A 19231-nucleotide genomic window follows, 5' to 3' on the forward strand; every position below is an offset into this window, starting at 1 on the left:
TCGACGGCGCGCGGGGTGATCAGGATCGGGACGACGAGCGTCGGGGACGACGCGCGGGCCGATCAATCACGAACTGGAGACATGTGGGGCAGCCTATCGGCAACGACGAGCGCCGTGCTGCCGTCCGCTACAGCGTCGTCAGGAACGCCCGGATGTCGTCCGCGAGGAGCTCGGGCTCCTCGTGCGGGGCGAAGTGGCCGCCTCGGGGCATGGTCGTGAACCGTCGCACGGCGTAGCTCCGCCCGGCCCAGCTGCGCGGCGGGCTCGCCAGGTCGTGCGGGAAGAGCGCGACCGCGGTCGGCACCTCGACCCGGTCGACACGCGTCGTGATCCCGGTCGCGGACTCGTAGTACGGGCGGAGTGAGGTGCCGATCGCGTTCGTGAACCAGTAGACGGAGGCGAGTGTCGCGAGGTAGTCGTCGCTGAACCGGGATGAGACGTCGCCGCCGCAGTCGCTCCAGGCCCGATGCTTCTCGAGGATCCACGAGAGTAGGCCGACTGGGGAGTCGGACAGCGCTGGAGCGAGCGTGAGCGGACGCGTGTGGTGCTGATGCTCATACGCACCCTCCTCGGCGTCCCAGGCCTCGACCCGGGCGAGATGCGCCTGCTCCTCCTCGGTGAGCGTCTCGGCGTCGACCTCGAGCGGCGCGGCGACCGCGAGGAGGTGGATGCCGGCGACCGCCTCTGGATGCGCCTGCGCGAGCCGAGAGGTGATCCCGGCCCCGAGGTCGCCTCCATGGGCGGCGTACCGGGCGAAGCCGAGGTGATCGTGCATCAGCGTGTGCCACAGCTCGTGCGTCTGATCGCCGAAGGTCGGGCGTTGCGGCGAGAACGGCAGGCCGGGCAGCGCTGGGACGATGACGGTGACGGCGCTCGCCGGGTCTCCGCCGAAGTGGGACGGCGTCGCGAGGCGCCTGGCCAGCTCGACGAGTTCGAGCGCGGTGCTCGGCCAGCCGTTCGTGAGGACGATCGGGATCCCGCCTGGAGCCTCGGCGTCGAACCGGAGGTAGGCGATGGTGGCTCCATCGATCTCCGCCCGGTGCCACGGCAGGGCGTTGATGTCCCGCTGCTGTGCCGCCCAGTCGAAGTCGTCCGCCCAGTACGTGACGAGCCGCCGTAGCTCGTCCTGGTCGGTGCCGGCTTCCCAACCGGCGGTCGGCCACCGGTCAGGCCAGCGGGTGTCGTGGAGTCTGCGGCGGAGGTCGGCGAGGTCGTCGTCGCTGACGTCCATGACGGTCCGGCCCGCTGGCGACCGGGTCACCTGGTAGCGGCGCTCGATGCCCGCGGTCGCGCGGCCCCACTCGCTGGACGCGACGCGGGCCTGGTGTGCCGCGAACGACTCGTCGTCCTCGAAGACCTCGGCGACGTCCCAGACGAGCGGGTCGTCCGTCGGCGTCACCTCGAACGACACGCACCCCGGTTCGGCGCGGGTGAGCGCGACATGCTCCGGCAGATGGGTCTCCACGGTCGCCACGTCGGTCGGTGTCGCGCAGATCAACTGGCCGGTCAGGTGCACGGTGGTCATGGTCTCACCGTAGCGAGGGTCGGCCCTCCGGCTGCTTCGTCCCGAGCTCCGCACCGCGTTTCCAGAGCCATTCGACGGGGCCGAGTGCGAACCGTCGGAGCCAGAGGTGGGCGAAGCCGGTCACGAGCGCGGCGATGACGACGAACGCGGCGACGGTGACCGGGACACGCCAGGGAGCAGTGAGTTCGGCGAGGCCGAGACCCCAGCCGTAGAAGATCGCGCCACCGAGGAGGTTCTGGAGCAGGTAGGCGCTCAAGGCGACCTTGCCGAGTTCGCTGAGGCGTGAGGCGATCCAGCCGTCGGTGCCGAAGCGACGACAGAGCTCGACGGTGGCGCCGAGGATCCCGAGCGCCACGAGGGGTGCGGCCAGGTAGCGTTCGGCGAGGAGCCCCGCGGTGCCTCCGGCGATGCCCAGCAGCAGGTCGACCGGCAGCGCGCACGTGCCGATGATCATCAGGCGGCGTCGGAGTCGACCACCGGTCTCACCGAAGACCCCGGCGTGGAAGAGGTGTGCGCCGGCGAGGAACATCGCGAGCGTGAGGAATCCGATCAGCACGGGCTCCGCGCGGAAGACCCCCATGTTGTCGAGCCGGAAGGCCGCCAGGCCGAGGAACGATTCAGTGGCGTAGGGGCTCGGTCCGGCGGGGAGCGGGAGGTCGCCCGACACCGCCGGCGTCGTGGCGATGAACGCGACGATCGCGCTGATGAGGAGGACGTGCAGCGCGCCGAAGACGGCGATCATGGCGCGCTGGGCGCGGGGCCTGGTGAGCAGGAGCCAGGCGACGATGGCGCCGGTGACCGCATAGCCCATGAGGACGTCGAACTCCGCGATGAGGACGTAGTTCACGGCACCGTCGATGAGGAGCAGAGTGGCGCGCCACAGGTACCGGCCCGGCCAGCGTTGCTCGCGTCGGTGTGCAGTGGCGTGCTGGATTGCGAGTCCCGCGCCGAACATCAGGGTCAGGAGGGCGAGGAACTTGCCCTGCGTGAGTGCCATGAGGGCGAGCTGGATCGTGCCCGCCGCGCGGCCGGTCTCCGGCGTCACCGGGCCCGAGAGCATCCCGAGCAGACCCCAGGGGTGCGAGAACACCCAGATGTTCGTGCCGAGCGTGCCGAGGATCGCGAGTCCGCGGACCACGTCGAGTGCGGCGATGCGTCGGGAGGTCGGCGGTGATGGCGGCAATACGCTCGTATTGGTCATGTGAAGACCGTACCCTGTCGAGTGGGCGATGGCGAAAGCGGAGGCGATGACCGAGCAGGACACGAACAGGGATCGGATCCTCGATGCACTGCTGCGGATCATGGCGTCGCGCGGTGCCGATGCGCTGACCATCCGCACGGTCGCGAGCGAGGCCGGTGTCTCCATCGGCGCGGTCCAGCATCACTTCCCGACGAAGGATCGACTGGTCGTCGCGGCCATGACCGAGGTCAACGAGCGGTTCCGTCGGCGTGTGGCAGCGCGGCTCGAGGCGGTGACGTCCGAGGGGGAGCGACTTCGGATCTTCTGTCGTGAGATCGCCTGTGTCGAGGGTGATGACCTGACCGACGGGATCGTCTGGGTCGCCTTCGCCGCTCGGGCGAGCACCGAGACCGAGGTGCGCGCGATCCACGCTGCTGACTGGGCCCGCACCGAGGAGGTCCTCTTGCGGCTGCTCGTCGCCGCGTTCCCGGAAGACGGCCTGGCCGCGGACGATGCGGCACTCCTGCTGGCGGTGCTCGACGGCATCGCGGTCGCGCGAGCAGCGGAGCAGTCGGACCGGATGACCCCGGAGCGCGCCGAACGCCTGATCGACGCGACGCTGCTGGGCCTGCGCCGCGCGGACTGAGCCACGCCGGTCCGGCTCAGTCGGCGTCCAGGTCGAGCTCGACGAGATAGCCGACCAGCCGGGGTGCGACCTCGCCCGGTGGTGGTGGGTCCGTCGTCTGCGCCGCTCGGGCGGCCGCTTCCGCCGCCTGCGCCGCTGCGCGTGCCGCGGCCGCCGCTGCCTGTGCCCCTGCTTGGGCGTCGGGGTGATCGATCCCGCGCGTGAGTGGGATCCGCGGTGTCCCCTCGACGACGGGCGGTCCGGGGGCGGTCTCGTGGTGGGTGACGTACGCGGAGGGTCGCATCTCCGCGAACCACGGGCTGTCTGGCGAGCCGAAGAAGCGAGCCGGGGCGGAAGAGACTCCGGGCGGTAGCGGTGGTCGCTTGGTGTGGATGAGGCGCGAGGGTATCGACACCCTCGACAGCTTCGCCAGCCTGCCCGTCAGCCGCTCCGGTGCGGGGTCCTCCTCGTGGTGCATCTCAACACCGTCGATTTGAGCGGTGAGGTCCGCGCCGATCGCCTCGGTCAGCCAGGTCCGCTGTCCATCGTCGACGGGCCAGACGGAGAAGGTCGCCCGTTGGCCGGTTTCCAACGGCCCGCCGCAACAATCCCACTCCCAGGGGCTGAGCCAGAGCGTCCGCCGGATCATCCGTGCCGACTCGGGGTTGGTGGGTCGCAGGCGCGAAACCAGCTCGGTCGTGGGCGCGGTCAGGACGCGGAGGGCGATCGCGTCGCCGGGCATCGGTACCCGGCCGAGCTCACTGAGTCCCCAGCTGCGGTACATCGCTGCAGCCTCGGTCGCGCGCTCGTAGACGCCGATGAAGGTCTGTGTCTCCGTCCGGTCCTGCAGGACAGCGGCCAGGCAGCCGCGGGCGATCCCACGTCCGCGCTGATCCTCAGCGACGGCGAGTTCGTGGACGACGACGGCGTCCGCCGGACGCGCGAGGGCAGCCGACGCGGTGCTGCTGGAGTCGGCCAGCTGCGCCAGGATGCCGAGCCAGGCCGGGTCGGCGTCGAGGCCGTGGGCGAGCGCGAAGCCCACGACCCGGCCGTCGACCGTGGCGATGACGAGGCGTCCGCCGCGGTGGCCGAGATGCCCCGGGCCCCACTGTCGGATGGTCGCGAGGTCGATCGCGTCCTCGTTGTACGGCTCGGCGGTGAACGCCTCCACGAACAGCTGCGTGACCTCACCCCACACATCGTCGGGCGCGGATCCGGTGAACGAGGTGTAGCCGACCGGGCTCATCATCCAGCCAGCATAGGGAAGTGGCAAAGCATCGAGCCCGCGAAGTGAGGCAAATCGTCGTCAGAGAGGTGAGCGTGCGACGATCTGCCTCACCTCAGGTCAGTCGTTGAGGTGCAGGATCGCGTAGTCGGCCTCTTCGGGCGTGAATTTCTCGCCGTACTCACTGGTCAGCTGGTCGCGGATCGCTTCGGGCGACATCGACATGGTCTCCTGATAGGACTTCGCCTTCGCGAGCGCGTTCGCGTTGTAGTCGGCCTGCAGGTTGTCGACGGCGTACTGGCCCGCCTCTGCCGAGAACTGTTCGCCGTATTCGGAGGTCAGCTGGTCGTAGATGCCGGCCTTGCTCATGTGCATGAGGTCCGAGTAGCTCTTCGCCTTGATCAGCGCTGACTGGTATTCGACGGGCACTGCGGGTGCAGCCGGAGCTGCGGGAACCGGAGTCTCGGCGACGGGTGCAGTCGTCTCGACGGGCTTGGCTGCTTCGTCGGCCGGCGCCGAGGTCTCCACGATCGCGGCAGGCTTGTCATCGGACACGCTGTTCACCGCTGCGCCGATTCCGATGAGGGTGCCGAACGAAGCGAGGGTCGCGACGGCTCCGAGGATGAGACCGGTGACCGCGAGTCCCTTGGACTGTCGCTTCTGCAGTGCGAGCACCGCCAGGACGATCGCCGCGATACCGACGAGCGCGCCGGCGACGGGGAGGAGCCCCATGAGGAACGCGACGATCCCGACGGTCAAGGCCGCTATCGCGAGCCCGGCCGAGGTCGAACGCGGCGGTGTCTGCTGCAGCTGCTGACCGTACGGCTGCTGGCCGTAGGGCGGCGGTGCCGTGGTGTCGGTGTACGGGGCCGTCGGTGCGTACGGGTTCGTGTAGGGCGCGGTCGGCTGCGGTGCGTAGGCGGGGTCGGGCTGCTGTGAGCCGCCCCCCAGTGGTTCGGATGTGGTCACGCTCTGAGCATGGCAGTCGAGCGACCGACTTCCGAGAGTGGTGTTGCCCCCAGTGCAGGGGTGATTCGGGAGGTTTCCCCTGGCCCAGTTCGTTCGCCCATGTTCGGGCGAGCGGACACTGCGTCGCCCAAAGATGGGCGAACCAACCGAGGCCTAGAGCGTGTTGCCGAGCTTGAAGCCCTGCGCTTCGTCGCCCTTGCGGGTGTAGGAGAAGCCGTCGGCACCGATGGTGACCTCGAGCTCGGAGTCGTCGGTCCGGGAGACGACCGGCTTCGGCTCGCCGTCGAGGTCGAGGACGAGCGATGCGTCCGTGTACCAACTCGGCACGACGGCGTTGCCCCACCAGTCGCGACGCTGGTTGTCGTGCACGTCCCACGTGACCACCGGGTTGTCGGGGTCGCCGGTGTAGTAGTCCTGGGTGTAGATCTCGATCCGGTGGCCGTCGGGGTCGCGGATGTACAGGTAGAACGCGTTCGAGACGCCGTGCCGGCCGGGGCCGCGCTCGATGACGTCCGACATCCGCAGCGCGCCGAGCTTGTCGCAGATCGCGATGATGTTGTGCTTCTCGTGCGTCGAGAACGCCACGTGGTGCATGCGCGGTCCGTCGCCACCCGTCATCGCGGTGTCGTGCACCGTCGGCTTCCGCCGCATCCAGGCCGCGTACGTCGTCCCGGCCTCGTCCTGGATGTCCTCGGTGACCCGGAACCCGAGGTCCTCCATGTACGCGACCGCCCGCGGCACGTCGGGCGTCACCTGGTTGAAGTGGTCGAGCCGCACGAGCGCGCCCGGCGTGTACAGGTCGTAGCGCCAGGCCAACCGCTCGACGTGCTCCACGTCGTAGAAGAACTCGTAGGGGAACCCGAGCGGATCCTCGACGCGCACCGAGTCGCCGATGCCCTTCACATACCCCTCGGCCCGACGCTCCACCCGGCACCCGAGCTCCGTGTAGAAGGCGACCGCGCGGTCGAGGTCCTCGGGGCTCCGCACCCGGTAGCTGAACGCCGCGACGGCCGCGACTGGCCCCTGCCGCAGCACGAGGTTGTGGTGGATGAACTCCTCGAAGCTCCGCAGGTAGACGGTCGTCTCGTCCTCCTCCGTGACCACGAGGTCGAGGACGTCGACGTAGAACTTCCGGCTCGCGGCGAGATCCGTGACGACGATCTCCATGTACGCGCAGCGGAGGATGTCCGGCGGGGTGGCGGCGGGCGTCGGGATGCGGTTCACCGGCACGGGGATCGGGTCGGTGGCGGTCACGATGGGCTCGGCCGACGACGGGGTGATGGGGTTCGACATGATCTGCGTCCTTGCTGATCTCGGTTGCTGGGTGGAGGTCGACCGGGAGCGGTCAGTGCGCGGCCTGCAGCGGCCCGCCGGTCCCGAAGCGTGGGGAGTGCGCCTGGTTCAGCGAGATGTGCACCGCCTGCTGGTCGGTGTAGAAGTCGATCGAGCGGTAGCCGCCCTCGTGCCCGAGCCCCGAGGCCTTCACCCCGCCGAACGGGGTGCGGAGGTCGCGCACGTTGTTCGAGTTCAGCCACACCATCCCGGCCTGCACGTTCTGCGAGAAGGTGTGAGCGCGCTTGAGGTCGTTCGTCCAGATGTAGGCGGCGAGCCCGTACTTCGTGTCGTTCGCGAGCGCGAGTGCCTCCTCATCGGAGTCGAAGGGGGTGATTGCGACGACCGGACCGAAGATCTCCTCCTGGAAGATCCGTGCGGTGGGTGGGACGTCCGCGAACACCGTCGCCGCGACGTAGTTGCCGGTCGGGAACCCCTCGGGGCGACCGCCGCCGGCGACGAGGCGGCCCTCGGTCTTGCCGATCTCGACGTAGCCCATGACCTTCTCGTAGTGCTCGGGGTGCACGAGCGCGCCGACCTCGGTGGCCGGGTCGTTCGGGTGCCCGACGACGATGTTGCGGGCCCGCTCGGCGTAGCGCTCGACGAAGTCGTCGTAGACACTCCGCTCGACGAGGATGCGGCTGCCGGCGGTGCAGCGCTCGCCGTTCAACGAGAACACCCCGAACACCGTCGCGTCGAGGGCGTCGTCGAGATCGGCGTCGGCGAACACGACGGCCGGCGACTTGCCGCCCAGCTCCATCGAGAGCCCCTTTAGGAACGGCGCGGCGTTCGCAAAGATGAGCTGGCCAGTGCTGCTCTCGCCGGTGAACGAGATGAGCGGCACGTCCGGGTGCTTCACGAGGGCGTCGCCGGCGTCCTCGCCGAGTCCGTTCACGAGGTTGAACACGCCGTCGGGCACGCCGGCGTCGCGGAAGATGTCCGCCCACAGGCTTGCCGAGAGCGGGGTGAACTCCGCCGGCTTCAGGACGACCGTGTTCCCGGTCGCGAGGGCCGGAGCGAGCTTCCAGCTCTCGAGCATGAACGGCGTGTTCCACGGCGTGATGAGCCCCGCGACGCCGATGGGCTTGCGGTTGACGTAGTTGAGCTGCCGCCCGGGCACCTTGTAGGTGTCGTCGTGCTGGGCGACGATCAGGTCGGCGAAGAATCGGAAGTTCTCGGCGGCGCGCTTCGCCTGACCGAGCGCCTGCGTGATCGGCAGTCCGGTGTCGAAGCTCTCCAGCTCCGCGAGGCGGGCGTCCTGCGCCTCGACGGCGTCGGCGACCCGGTGGAGGATCCGGCTGCGCTCGCGGGGGAGGAGCCGCGGCCACGGACCCTCGTCGAAGGCGCGCTTGGCGGCGGCGACGGCGAGGTCGATGTCCGCCTGCTTGCCGGCGGCGGCCTGGACGTAGGTCTCGTTCGACACGGGGTCGAGGACGTCGAAGGTGTCGCCGTCGACCGAGTCGACGAACGCGCCGTCGATGAAGTGCCGGATACGGTCGGGCAACGCTGCCGGAACGTGCTGGGTCATGGGTGGTTCCTCCGGTCGGTGGTGGACGGCGGTGACGACGGCGGGCGGGCCGTGGTGGGGGGCTGGTGCTCCGCCTGGTACGCGAGCATGGCGTCGAGCGTCGCGGTGCGGTGGTCGCGGGCGGCGATCTCGATCTCGAGCGGCTGCGCGCCGGCGGCGATGAGTTCGAGGATGCCGTCGTGCTCGGCGACCGACTCCCGCGCGCGGCCGGGCACAAAGCTGAACGTCGAATCGCGGAGTGCGGTCAGCCGCCGCCAGCCGCGATGGACGAGGTCGAGGACGTGCGGGTTCGGGCACTCCTCGAAGAGGACGGTGTGGAACTCCAGGTTCAGCGCCGTGAACGCGTGCGGGTCGAAGTCGTCGAGCGTGCGGCGCATCCGCTCGTTGATCTCTCGAGCGCGGGCCAGATGGTCGTCGGTGAGGTAAGCGGCACTCATCGAGGTCGCTGCGCCCTCGACGAGGGCGAGCGTCTGCATCGTGAAGAGGTACTCGGTCTCGTGCAGCATCGCGACCTGCGCGCCGACGTTGCGCTCGAACGTCACGAGCCCCTCGGCCTCCAGCCGGCGGATCGCCTCGCGCACCGGGACCACGCTGATGTCGAGCTCACCGGCGATCTGTCCGAGCACCAGCCGGTACCCGGGGACGAAGCGCCCCTCATCGATGGCCTCGCGGATGAACCGGTAGGCGCGCTCGGACTTGCTGAGCGACGCTTCCTGCCCGGTCGTCGGGTGTGGTCCGCTCATCGTCCCTGCTCGCTCTCGTATCGCGCCCGCCACTCGGCGTTCAGCGGGAAGAGGCCGTCGACGGCGGCACCACCACGGACCTGCTCGGCGATCCAGGCGTCCTCCGCCTCCTGCACGACCGCCTCCGCGGCGACCTCGGCGGCGAGCGCCCGGGGGATCGCGATGACGCCGTCGCCGTCCCCGACGATCACGTCGCCCGGCAGGACGGTCGCCCCGCCGCAGGTGACCGCGACGTCGATCTCCCACGGCACATGGCGGCGCCCGAGGACGGACGGGTGCGGACCCTGTGAGAAGGTCGGCAGGTCGAACGCCGCGACCTGCTCGGCATCGCGGATCCCGCCGTCGGTGACGACCCCGGCCGCTCCCCGCTGCTGCGCCCGAAGTGCGAGGACGTCGCCGACGGTGCCCGTGCCGCGCTCGCCGCGTGCCTCGATCACGATGACCTCCCCAGCTTCGACGGTGTCGAAGATGCGCTTCTGCGCGTTGAAGCCGTTGCCGCGCTCGGCGAAGAGGTCGGGCCGGTACGCGACGAAGCGCAGGGTGCGGGCCACGCCGACCATGCGCGTGCCCGGTCGCGATGCGTGGACGCCCTCGATGAAGACCTCGGTGTACCCGCGGGCCCGGAGCTTGGCGCTGAGCGTCGCCGTCGAGACCGAGGCGAGCTGCTCGGCGACCGCGGGGTCGAGCGGTTCGGCGACCCGATCACCGAGACCGTCCCGGTCCCTGAGCTTGTCGAAGGGCAGACCCGCCGCCGCAGCGTCCCCCCAGGCCTCGATGCGCTGATGGTCGTCGACGGCCGGCTTCGCGCCGAACCCGCCGAAGGGCTCGGTGCCCTCGACGACCGTCGTCACGAGTCGACCGCTCGTCGGGGTGCCGGGTGCGGTCGGTGCGTCGACCTCGACCTCGACGACGTCGCCGGGCACGACGACGGAGGAGCCGGCGGGTGTGCCGGTGAGGATGACGTCGCCGGGCTCGAGCGTCGCGAGCTGCGAGAGGTCGGCGATGAGCTGGGCGAAGGGGAAGAGCAGCGTGTCGCTCGTGTCGTCTTGGACGACGACGCCGTTGACCCAGGTGCGCACGCGGAGGGCGGCCGGATCGATCTGCTCGGCGGGGATGACGGACGGGCCGAGGGGCGTGTAGCCGTCGCCGCCCTTCGAGCGCAGGTTCGACCCCTTGTCGGCACTGCGGAGGTCGTAGAGCCCGAAGTCGTTCGCCGCGGTGACGCCCGAGACGTGCTGCCAGGCGTCCTCGACGCGGACGCGGCGGGCCGCGGTACCGATGATGATCGCGATCTCGCCCTCGAAGGCGAGCAGTTCGGCGCCGGCCGGGCGTTCGATGGTGCCGCCCGTGCCTGAGACGGAGGACCACGGCTTGAGGAAGTACGACGGGTGCTCCGGTGTGCGGCCGCGCTGGGCCGCCCGTGACGGGTAGTTGAGGTGGACGGCGATGATCTTGCCGCCCCCGCTGTTCGGGAGGCCTTCGATGCCCTGGTGGCTGCTCATCACACGTCCTCGTTGTCGGTATCCAGAATCGTATACGATCCGGATGCGGTCGGAAAGGGTCAGTACCCGTCGCTGCGGGTCGCGTCGCTCCGGCCGTCGATGAAGCGCTCCGCCAACTGCTCGGATGCGCGGGCGAGGAGCGACACGTCCGCACCGACGAGGACGAAGGACGCCCCGCGGTCGAGGTAGTGCTCGGCCATGACGGGGTCGAAGGCGTTCACGCCGGCCGGCTTCCCCGCGGCGGCGGCGGCATCGAGCACCCGCTCGACGGCGCTGACCACGGTGGGGTGCCCCTGCTGTCCGAGCAGTCCGAGCGACGCCGAGAGGTCGGCCGGACCGACGAACACCGCGTCCACGCCGTCGACCGCGAGGATCTCGTCCGCCTGCTCCACGGCCTCCGCCGACTCGATCTGCACCGTGAGCGACACCGAATCGTTCGCCTGCGCGAGGTAGTCGTCGATCCGGTTCCAGCGGGAGGACCTCGCGAGCGCGCTGCCGACCCCGCGGACGCCCTGCGGCGGGTACCGCACGGCCTGCACGAGCGCCGCCGCCTGCTCGGCCGACGACACCATGGGCACGATGAGGTTCTGCGCCCCGAGGTCGAGCACCTGCTTGATGACGACCGCGTCGCCGAACGGCACCCGCACCAGCGGACACACCGGGAAGGCGGCCACCACCTGCAGCTGTAGCTGGATGCTCTCCAGGGTGTTCGCCGAGTGCTCGCCGTCGATGAGGAGCAGGTCGAGCCCGCTGCCCGCCGCGATCTCCGCCGTGATCGGGCTGCCAGACACCACCCACATGCCGATGAGGGGGCGATCCGCGGTGCGCAGGCGCTCGCCGAAGGTCGGCGGCAGGGTCATTCGAATCGGCATGTCACGGCTCCCAGTCCCTGGTATTCGGCGTGGACGGTGTCGCCCCGTTCGACCCACATCGGTCTCGTGAACGATCCCGACAGGATGATCTCCCCAGCGGCGAGACTCCCGCCGTGCTGGGCGAGCTTGCCGGCGAGCCACGCGACGCCGAGTGCCGGGTGCCCGAGGACGGCGCCGGCGACGCCAGACTCCTCGATGGTCTGGTTGCGGTAGAGCAGGGCCGAGACCCAGCGCGGGTCGAGCGTGTCGGGGCGGACGGGCGTTCCGCCGAGCACCATGGCACCGAGTGCCGCGTTGTCGGCGATGGTGTCGACGATCGTCCGGCCGCTGAGTTCGATGTGGGAGTTGAGGACCTCGAGCGCCGGCACGATGTGGTCGGTCGCGTCGAGCACCTCGAAGATCGTGCAGTGCGGGCCCTGCAGTGGGCGGCCGAGGACGAAGGCCAGCTCGACCTCCACGCGGACGTTGGAGTAGGCGTCGAAGTCGAGCGTCGCGCCCGAGTCGAAGACCTGGTCGTCGAGGATGACGCCGTAGTCGGGTTCGGTGATCCCGGTGGCCTGCTGCATCGCCTTCGAGGTGAGGCCGATCTTGTGGCCGACGACGCGCCGACCGGCGGCGATGCGGCGTTCGGCCCACAGCGCCTGCACGGCGTAGGAGTCCTCGATGGTCATGTCCGGGTGCCGGGCGGTGAGGAGGGGGATGACGCTCCGCTCCTCGTGCGCCGCCGCCAGCTCGTCGGCGATCGCCTGTCGTTCGTGATTTTGCATCGCGTCCCGTCCTCATCTGCGTCGACTGCGGCTTGCGATCACGATACGGTGCGTCGTCATCGACTGCCTCTTGCGCGGTGACCACGATTGTATACGATGTGGTGTACATTCTGGCGGTCCAATGACGGGCCGCGACGGACAAAGGGGTCTCGAGACAATGACAACCGCATCTCTGGCGCGAGCGACGACGCCCGCGGAACTCCGGCGCGTGGCTTTCGCCACCGTCATCGGCACCACGGTCGAGTGGTACGACTTCTTCCTCTACGCGAGCGCCGCTGGACTCGTCTTCTCGCAGCTCTTCTTCCAACCCGCAGGACCGCAGGCCGCGCTGCTGCTGTCGTTCGCGACCGTCGGTGTGAGCTTCCTGTTCCGGCCGCTCGGCGCGTTCGTCGCCGGGCACTTCGGCGACCGCATCGGCCGGAAGAAGATGCTCGTCATCACGCTCTTCCTCATGGGAGCCGCCACGACGCTCATCGGTCTGCTGCCGACGTACGACCAGATCGGGATCATCGCCCCCGCCCTGCTCGTGTTCCTCCGCATCCTGCAGGGGCTGTCGACCGGCGGGGAGTGGGGCGGCGCCGTCCTCATGGCCGTCGAGCACGCCCCCACCGGCCGCCGCGGCCGGTTCGGTGCGTTCCCGCAGATCGGCGTCCCGATCGGACTGCTCCTCGCCTCCGGCATGCTCGCGCTCATGACGGGCGTGATCTCGCCCGGTGCCGCGTTCCTCGAGTGGGGCTGGCGAATCCCGTTCCTGCTGAGCTTCGTCCTGATCATCGTCGGCTACGTCGTGCGCCGGAAGGTCGATGAGAGCCCCGTCTTCGTCGCGCTCGCCCGCAACAAGGAGCGTCGCCGGGTCCCGATCATCGAGCTCTTCCGCCACCACTAGCTGCTCGTGCTGCTCGCGGCGCTCACCTTCGCCGGCAACAACGCCGCCGGCTACATGACTACGGGCGGCTACATCCAGAACTACGCGACGACGCCGCTCGCCGACGGTGGCCTGGTCGGCATGGAGCGGACGCCGGTCCTGCTCGCGGTGACCGGGTCGGCCATCGTCTGGCTGATCGTCACGTGGTTCGCGGGTTCGCTGTCCGACCGGATCGGCCGACGCAACACCTACATCATCGGCTGGGTCGCGTTCCTGGCAACCGTCTTCATGCTCTTCCCGCTCGTGAACACCGGCAACCCGTGGCTGTTGTTCCTCGGGCTCGCGCTGTTCACGATCGGCAACGGCTTCACCTACGGGCCGCAGGCGGCGTACTTCGCCGAGCTGTTCCCGGCGTCGATCCGGTACACGGGTGTGTCGGTCACCTACGCGATCGGCGCCATCCTCGGCGGAGCGTTCGCGCCGACGATCGCGACCTGGCTGGTGCAGGTCACGGGGTCGTCGACGAGCGTCGCGTTCTACATCGCCGGCATGATCGTCATCGCCTTCGCGGCGACCCTCCTCCTGCGCGACCGCACGGGTATCCCGCTCGGTGGCGAGGCGGAGGACGAGCAGAGCCGTGGTCAGGTCTACGGCGCGCGGAGGTAGCCGCGGTCAGACCGACGACGCGATGGTCGCGGCCCCCTCGACGAGGCGGGCCGCGATCTCGGTTTCGGGGCGGCTGCTGGAGACATAGACGACCGCGAGGGCGGCTGCCGGCGAGCCGTGCGCAGCGAGTGGAACCGCGACGGCGCGGAGACCGGTGATGACCTCGTCGTGGCTCGACGCCCAGCCCTGTTCGCGGACCACGGCCAGCTCGGCGCGGTGATCGTCGTCGAGGGCGTCCGGCCACTGCGCTTCCGACAGACGGGACGCGATCGCCTTGCCGGGAGCGCCGACGCCGACCGGGTGCCGGGTGCCTGGCCGCTGCGCGATCGACCCCATCGTGTGCCGTGGCTCGACGCTGACGAGGGTGACGATCTCGTCGCCGTCCAGCACGGTGAGGAAGCAGGTCATGCCGAGCTCGTTCGCGATCGCCGTCAGCTCGGGCAGGGCGGCGGCCTGCAGGTCGTGCGAGACGCTGGCGGCGAGGGCTGCCAGGCGCGATCCGAGCGCGATCCGTCCGGCACCGTCGCGGACGACCAGGCGGTGGTCTTCGAGCGTGCGCAGCAGGCGGTAGGTGACGCTGCGGTGCAAGCCGAGCGTCGCGCTCAGGGCGTCGATCGTGAGCGGGGTGCGCGCGTCGGCCAGGACCTCGAGGATCCGGATGCCGCGCGAGAGCGTCTGGGAGTGGGCGCTGCTGGCATCGGTCACGCTCCGACCCTATCGACGAGCCCCCTGAGCTGCCCGGATCGGTGCGATTCTTCGCCGAAACCGCGCAGAATCGGGCGATTCAGCTCGTGATCGGGTAGGTGACGAAGGCGAACCGTGAGCTGTCGGGTGCCCAGCTGTTCACGTTGAGTGTGCCCTGGCCGCCGAACAGCGGGTAGCGGCGGACCGGGGTCGCCCAGTCGTCGGTCGAGACGAGCCGGACCTCGACGTCGAGGTCGGCCGGGTGTCCGATCGTGCCGGTGGGGAAGGCGATGTACGAGGCCAGGCGGGCGTCGGGGGAGAGGTGCGGGAACCAGTCGACGGTGTCGCTCACGACGAGCTGCTCGAGCTCACCGCCGCCGTCCGGGATCCGCGCGAGCTGCGCGTGGCCCGGGGCCGTGCCGAAGTGCTCTGTGTTGCAGAGCAGCCACCGGCCGTCGGGCGACCACTCCGGGCCGTCGAGGTGGCCGTCGCCCGTGTCGAGGACGGTGACGGGACCGCCGCCTTCGACCGCCGGAGCGATCGCGAGTCGACCGGGGTGCTCGAAGCCTTCGAGTTCGACGTACGCGATCCGCGTGCCGTCGGGTGAGACGCCGTGGAGGAAGTGCCACCGGTCGTCGTCGGCGGTGAGCTTCGTGACCGGTCCGCCGGTGAGGGCACCGCGGTAGATGTGACCGTCCATCGCCGAGAGGAGAATGTGTTCGCCGTCGGGGTCGAGGACGTGGTCGTTGTTGAGCTCGGGGAGGCCGTGGAAGTCGATCGGCGTGAGCCCCGCGGTCGGGTCGTCGACCGTGAGCGCCCAGAGCCGCCCGTTGCCGTTGAGGTACAGCGTCCGGCCGTCGAGGGACCAGTTCGGCGCTTCGATGAGGAGCTCGTCGGTCTCGAAGAGGAGGACGGGCGCGTCATCGTGCGGCCCGCCGAGCAGGACGCTGGAACGCTGGCCGGGGGTGAGGGCGCGGAAGGTCATGCGCCCATCGTCCTCCAGTCCGTCGTGATCCGGGAGGATCGTTCCTCCCGGATCACGATCCGACGACTACTTGACGAGCGCGAACCCCGCGGTCCAGGAGATCTTCTCCGACGCCGCCAGCGTGAGCTGCAGGAAGCCGATCGCCTCGAGTTCGTGGGCGCGCTTCAGGGACCCGGCGTCGACGGCCTCGAGGCCACCGGCGGTCACGAGCTGCTGGAGTGCGGCCTTGGCGTCGGCGTCGTCCCCGGCGATGAGGACCGTGGTGGTCACGTCGCCGACCTGCTTCGCGGCGAGGGTCGCGGCGAAGTTCGTGTTGAAGGCCTTGAGGACGTGGGAGCTCGGGAGCTTCGCCTGCAGTTCCGCTGCAGCCGAGCTGCCGGCGGGGACGGTGAGGGCGTCGAAGGTCGAGAAGTCGAGGGGGTTGGTGATGTCGACGACGACCTTGCCCGCGAGCTGGTCGGCGTACTGCTCGACGATCGTCGCGAGGGCCGGGTAGGGGACCGCGAGGACGACGATGTCGCCGGTGATCGTGCCGGTCTCGGCCGATCCGAGGTGGTCGACGGAGGCGCCGCCTGCTGCGAGGACACCGGCGATGGCGCTGCCCATGTTGCCGGTTCCGAAGATGGTGACGTTCGTCATGACGATGCTCCTTCTCGTGGCCGCCTGGTCACGGGTCAATTGGTTGTTGGTACAACTAACGTAACACCGGTTAGTTGTAGGCGCAACTATTGCTACGCTGGAGACATGACCGAGACGCGATGGCTGAGCGACGACGAGCAACGCTCCTGGGTGCGCTTCGCCGCGGTGCTCGAACTCCTGCCGGCCGCGCTCGACCTCCAGCTCACGCGGGACGAGCACCTGACGCACTTCGACTACTTCACACTCGCGATGCTGTCCGAGACCCCGGGCCGCACGCTGCGCACCTCGGCGCTCGCGGCGCGGACGAACGCGACACTGCCTCGTTTGTCGCGGGTGCTGACGCGCTTGGAGGAGGCCGGCTTCGTGGCGCGGACACCGTGCCCGGAGGATCGACGGGCGACGAACGTGACGCTCACCGATGCGGGCTGGGACAAGGTCGTCCAGGCCGCACCGGGCCACGTCGAGCACGTGCGATCCCTGGTCCTCGACGCACTGACGCCGGCGCAGATCGAGCAGCTCGGCGAGATCTCCGCAGCCCTCCTGACGAAGCTCGACCCCGACGGCCGGATGTTCGCCAGCGAGGCCTGATCTCCGTCACCTGGGGGATTCGCGGCGGTCGAGGGCTGCGTAGCGTGGGGCTCGACGTCGTGGACACCACCGAGCGCGACGCGGATCGGAGCGAATGATGACCGGATCGACGCAGCCCGAACCTGCACCACACGGGGACGAGGTGCCCCAGGACGGTCCCGCCGCGGCGGAGCCCGAGTCGACGCCGCCACCCACATCGATGAACGGCGGGACGACCTCCGTCTGGTACTTCGTCGGCGCCACGTTCCTCTTCGCCGGACCCCTGATCTTCGGTGTCGACGACTTCGGGTTCTTCCGGATCATCACCCTCGTCCTCGGGGCGGTCGTCATGGTCGCCGGGTTCGTCGTGCTGCGACGCGAGAGCGGCAAGCGGTCCTGAGGGCGCTCACGCCGGGCCGGCTCGCCAACCGTCCAACCGGCGAGCCGGTCAGTCCGCGAGGAAGGCTCTGATGCCATCGAGCAGGCGGTCGACGTCCTCGTCCGAGGTGTACGGGGCGACGCCGACGCGGAGGCCGCCGACGTCCTCGAGGCCGAGCGCCGCGAACGGCTCGACTGCGTAGAACGAGCCCGCCGGTGCGAGGACGTCGCGGGCGGCGAGGAACGCTGAGACGTCCGCTGCACGCCTGCCGGGGAACGTCATGAACAGCGTCGCCGTGCGCTCGGCGGCTCGCGAGTGCAGCTCGACGAGCGGGCCGAGGTCGGCGAGCTCGTCCTCGATACGGGTGCGCAGCGCGAGTTCCCGCTGGTGGACGGCCGCGGCGGAGGCCACGAGACGGTCTCGTCTCGTCGTGGCGTCACCGGGGTCGATCGACGCGAGCACGCCGATGGCCGCCGTCACGCCGGCCATGAGCTCGTAGGGCAGCGTGCCGAACTCGAAGCGCTCGGGCACCACGTTCGTCGACGGCAGCAGCTTGTCGGGGTGGATCGACTCGAGCAGCGCCGGCGACGCGGCGAGGACACCGCAGTGCGGCCCGAAGAACTTGTACGGCGAGCAGACGAAGAAGTCGGCGCCGAGGGCCTCGACGTCGACGACGTGGTGGGCCGTGTAGTGGACGCCGTCGACCCAGACGAGCGCGCCGACCGCGTGCGCGCGGTCGGCGATCGTCCGCACCGGCGGGATGGTGCCGAGGAGGTTCGACGCTGCGGTCACGGCGACGAGCCGGGTGCGTTCGCCGAGGGTCGCGCCGAGCGACTCGAGGTCGAGCTCACCGGACGCGGCATCGAGCTCGATCCAGCGCACCGTCGCGCCGGCGCGTTCCGCTGCCTGGACCCACGGGCGGACGTTCGCGTCATGGTCCAGCCGGGACACCACCACCTCGTCGCCCGCCGTCCAGCCGCGGGACAGGTGCTTCGCGAAGTCGTAGGTGAGCTGGGTCGCACTGCGACCGTAGACGATGCCGCGCGGGTCGGCGGCGAGGAGGTCCGCCATCGCCGCGCGGAAGGCGACGACCGCGTCGTCAGCACGTCGTTCGGAGGCGACCGAGGTCCCTCGGTTCGAGAGCGGCCCGGTGAGGGTGTCGAGGATGGCCTGGCCGACGGCGAGCGGCGTCTGGGTGCCGCCGGGGCCGTCGAAGTGGGCGATGCCCGAGGCGAGGGAGGGGAACGCGGTGCGGAGGAGGGCGACGTCGAGGGTCATGCGTCCATCCTGCCGCGCCGGGAGCCTGAACGTGCGGACCAGGGGAGCGAGCGCGCCATCGCTTGATACAGTGCCTGTGTGTCCATGCTCATCGCTCCGCCCCGTGTCGGGCGTCTGGAGGTCGTCGGCGTCCGCAACGCCGGCCCGAGAGAGCAGCGCACCCGGTCGACCACCTCGCCCACCCGGTGAGGACGTCGGCCTCGTCCATCGCGCTCGTGCGAGCGACGACGACGGGGCCGCGCACCCTGACGTACCCACCGCGGCGCACCGACGCGCGGAGGGTCTCTCCGCCGTCTCCACGACGGCCCAGCCGAAACCGGTGAACCCATGATCCCCCTGAACGAATCCCAGATCCGAGCCTCCTTCGTCAACGCATCGCGCAAGGAGGTCAGTGACGTGAGCCTTCCTGCCGACCTGGACGCGATCGACTTCGAGGTGCGTGACTTCCTCGGGTGGCGCGACAAGAAGCTGCCGCGACGCGCCTACGTGGTCACGATCGTCGACGGCGAACCCGTCGGCATCCTGCTCCGGCAGGCCGACGCGATGCCCCGCACCCGGCCGCAGTGCGCGTGGTGCCAGGACATCACGCTCAGCAACGACGTCGTGTTCTACAGCGCGAAGCGGGCCGGACAGGCCGGCAAGAACGGCGACACGGTCGGTACGCTCGTCTGCGCCGACTTCCAGTGCTCGGCTAACGTGCGGAAGCTGCCGCCGCTCGCCTACGTCGGTTTCGACGCGGAGGCGGCCCGCCAGGAGCGCATCGCGACGCTCAGCGTCCGCGCCGCGTCCTTCGCCTCCTCGGTCCTGAACGGCGTCGGCTGAGCTCCTGACCCGCTGAGTCGCCCGGATCTGCACGAACTCCGCCCGTTTTCGTGCAGATCCTGTCTCTTATACACATCT

At 70.0% G+C, this 19231-nt stretch carries 18 protein-coding genes and 1 pseudogene; 5 read left to right on the forward strand and 14 right to left on the reverse strand.

Annotation, left to right across the window (positions count from 1 at the left end; genetic code table 11):
• Positions 1-127: 127 nt before the first annotated feature.
• Together ACQG07_RS11050 and ACQG07_RS11055 are read right to left on the reverse strand one after the other, a co-directional pair.
• Positions 128-1525 carry an alpha/beta fold hydrolase gene (locus tag ACQG07_RS11050; protein ID WP_426738312.1) on the reverse strand — a complete coding sequence of 466 codons (1398 nt, stop codon included), beginning with the start codon at positions 1523-1525 and terminating at the stop codon, positions 128-130.
• A gap of 4 nt (positions 1526-1529) precedes the next feature.
• Positions 1530-2726: a DUF418 domain-containing protein gene (locus tag ACQG07_RS11055; RefSeq protein ID WP_426738313.1), complete on the reverse strand. Its 1197-nt coding sequence runs from the start codon at positions 2724-2726 to the stop codon at positions 1530-1532.
• A gap of 46 nt (positions 2727-2772) precedes the next feature.
• Between ACQG07_RS11055 and ACQG07_RS11060 the strand changes: the two genes are divergently transcribed.
• Entirely contained in the window at positions 2773-3351 is a 579-nt protein-coding gene (locus tag ACQG07_RS11060; protein ID WP_167374516.1) for a TetR/AcrR family transcriptional regulator, read from the forward strand.
• Positions 3352-3367: 16 nt separating this feature from the next.
• Here the strand turns inward: ACQG07_RS11060 and ACQG07_RS11065 are convergent, their stop codons facing one another.
• From ACQG07_RS11065 to ACQG07_RS11100, 8 genes are all read right to left on the reverse strand, one after another.
• A complete protein-coding gene (locus ACQG07_RS11065; protein ID WP_426738314.1) occupies positions 3368-4579 on the reverse strand; it encodes a GNAT family N-acetyltransferase in 1212 nt (403 codons plus the stop codon).
• Between the two features lie 96 nt (positions 4580-4675).
• A complete protein-coding gene (locus ACQG07_RS11070) occupies positions 4676-5524 on the reverse strand; it encodes an Ltp family lipoprotein (RefSeq protein ID WP_426738315.1) in 849 nt (282 codons plus the stop codon).
• Between the two features lie 153 nt (positions 5525-5677).
• On the reverse strand, positions 5678-6817 hold the full coding sequence (hpaD, locus tag ACQG07_RS11075; protein ID WP_426738316.1) for a 3,4-dihydroxyphenylacetate 2,3-dioxygenase: 1140 nt from the start codon (positions 6815-6817) through the stop codon (positions 5678-5680).
• Positions 6818-6869: 52 nt separating this feature from the next.
• Positions 6870-8384 (reverse strand): 5-carboxymethyl-2-hydroxymuconate semialdehyde dehydrogenase, encoded by a 1515-nt coding sequence (gene hpaE / locus ACQG07_RS11080; protein ID WP_426738317.1) that lies wholly within the window; start codon positions 8382-8384, stop codon positions 6870-6872.
• A complete protein-coding gene (locus ACQG07_RS11085) occupies positions 8381-9127 on the reverse strand; it encodes a GntR family transcriptional regulator (protein WP_124768522.1) in 747 nt (248 codons plus the stop codon). The genes hpaE and ACQG07_RS11085 overlap by 4 nt, the downstream gene beginning before the upstream one ends.
• Positions 9124-10629: a fumarylacetoacetate hydrolase family protein gene (locus tag ACQG07_RS11090; protein ID WP_426738318.1), complete on the reverse strand. Its 1506-nt coding sequence runs from the start codon at positions 10627-10629 to the stop codon at positions 9124-9126. Before ACQG07_RS11090 ends, ACQG07_RS11085 begins: the two co-directional genes overlap by 4 nt.
• Positions 10630-10688: 59 nt before the next feature.
• Positions 10689-11501, reverse strand: coding sequence for an HpcH/HpaI aldolase family protein (locus ACQG07_RS11095; RefSeq protein ID WP_426738319.1), 813 nt, complete (start codon positions 11499-11501; stop codon positions 10689-10691).
• On the reverse strand, positions 11486-12268 hold the full coding sequence (locus ACQG07_RS11100; RefSeq protein ID WP_426738320.1) for a 2-keto-4-pentenoate hydratase: 783 nt from the start codon (positions 12266-12268) through the stop codon (positions 11486-11488). Before ACQG07_RS11100 ends, ACQG07_RS11095 begins: the two co-directional genes overlap by 16 nt.
• 157 nt (positions 12269-12425) lie before the next feature.
• Here ACQG07_RS11100 and ACQG07_RS11105 point away from each other — a divergent pair.
• Positions 12426-13799, forward strand: a pseudogene (locus ACQG07_RS11105) (MFS transporter).
• A gap of 6 nt (positions 13800-13805) precedes the next feature.
• Here ACQG07_RS11105 and ACQG07_RS11110 read toward each other — a convergent pair.
• The 3 genes from ACQG07_RS11110 to ACQG07_RS11120 form a co-directional block, all read right to left on the reverse strand.
• Positions 13806-14504 (reverse strand): IclR family transcriptional regulator, encoded by a 699-nt coding sequence (locus tag ACQG07_RS11110; RefSeq protein WP_426738321.1) that lies wholly within the window; start codon positions 14502-14504, stop codon positions 13806-13808.
• 79 nt (positions 14505-14583) lie between these two features.
• Positions 14584-15468: a TolB family protein gene (locus ACQG07_RS11115; protein ID WP_426738322.1), complete on the reverse strand. Its 885-nt coding sequence runs from the start codon at positions 15466-15468 to the stop codon at positions 14584-14586.
• Between the two features lie 66 nt (positions 15469-15534).
• Positions 15535-16107, reverse strand: a complete 573-nt coding sequence (locus ACQG07_RS11120) for an NADPH-dependent F420 reductase (protein ID WP_426738323.1) — start codon at positions 16105-16107, stop codon at positions 15535-15537.
• A 105-nt stretch (positions 16108-16212) separates the two neighbouring features.
• Between ACQG07_RS11120 and ACQG07_RS11125 the strand changes: the two genes are divergently transcribed.
• Both ACQG07_RS11125 and ACQG07_RS11130 read left to right on the forward strand, forming a co-directional pair.
• The gene (locus tag ACQG07_RS11125) at positions 16213-16695 is read left to right on the forward strand and encodes a MarR family winged helix-turn-helix transcriptional regulator (protein WP_079001201.1); all 483 of its coding nucleotides are present in this window, start codon (positions 16213-16215) and stop codon (positions 16693-16695) included.
• Between the two features lie 97 nt (positions 16696-16792).
• Positions 16793-17074, forward strand: a complete 282-nt coding sequence (locus tag ACQG07_RS11130; RefSeq protein WP_124768530.1) for a hypothetical protein — start codon at positions 16793-16795, stop codon at positions 17072-17074.
• A gap of 48 nt (positions 17075-17122) precedes the next feature.
• Here the strand turns inward: ACQG07_RS11130 and ACQG07_RS11135 are convergent, their stop codons facing one another.
• The gene (locus ACQG07_RS11135) at positions 17123-18331 is read right to left on the reverse strand and encodes a cysteine desulfurase-like protein (RefSeq protein ID WP_426738324.1); all 1209 of its coding nucleotides are present in this window, start codon (positions 18329-18331) and stop codon (positions 17123-17125) included.
• A 327-nt stretch (positions 18332-18658) separates the two neighbouring features.
• Here ACQG07_RS11135 and ACQG07_RS11140 point away from each other — a divergent pair, with 327 nt between their 5' ends.
• Positions 18659-19153: an FBP domain-containing protein gene (locus ACQG07_RS11140; RefSeq protein WP_426738325.1), complete on the forward strand. Its 495-nt coding sequence runs from the start codon at positions 18659-18661 to the stop codon at positions 19151-19153.
• The last annotated feature ends 78 nt before the right edge of the window (positions 19154-19231 follow it).

Source organism: Plantibacter sp. 2H11-2 (assembly GCF_050031945.1).
GTDB lineage: Bacteria > Actinomycetota > Actinomycetes > Actinomycetales > Microbacteriaceae > Plantibacter > Plantibacter auratus.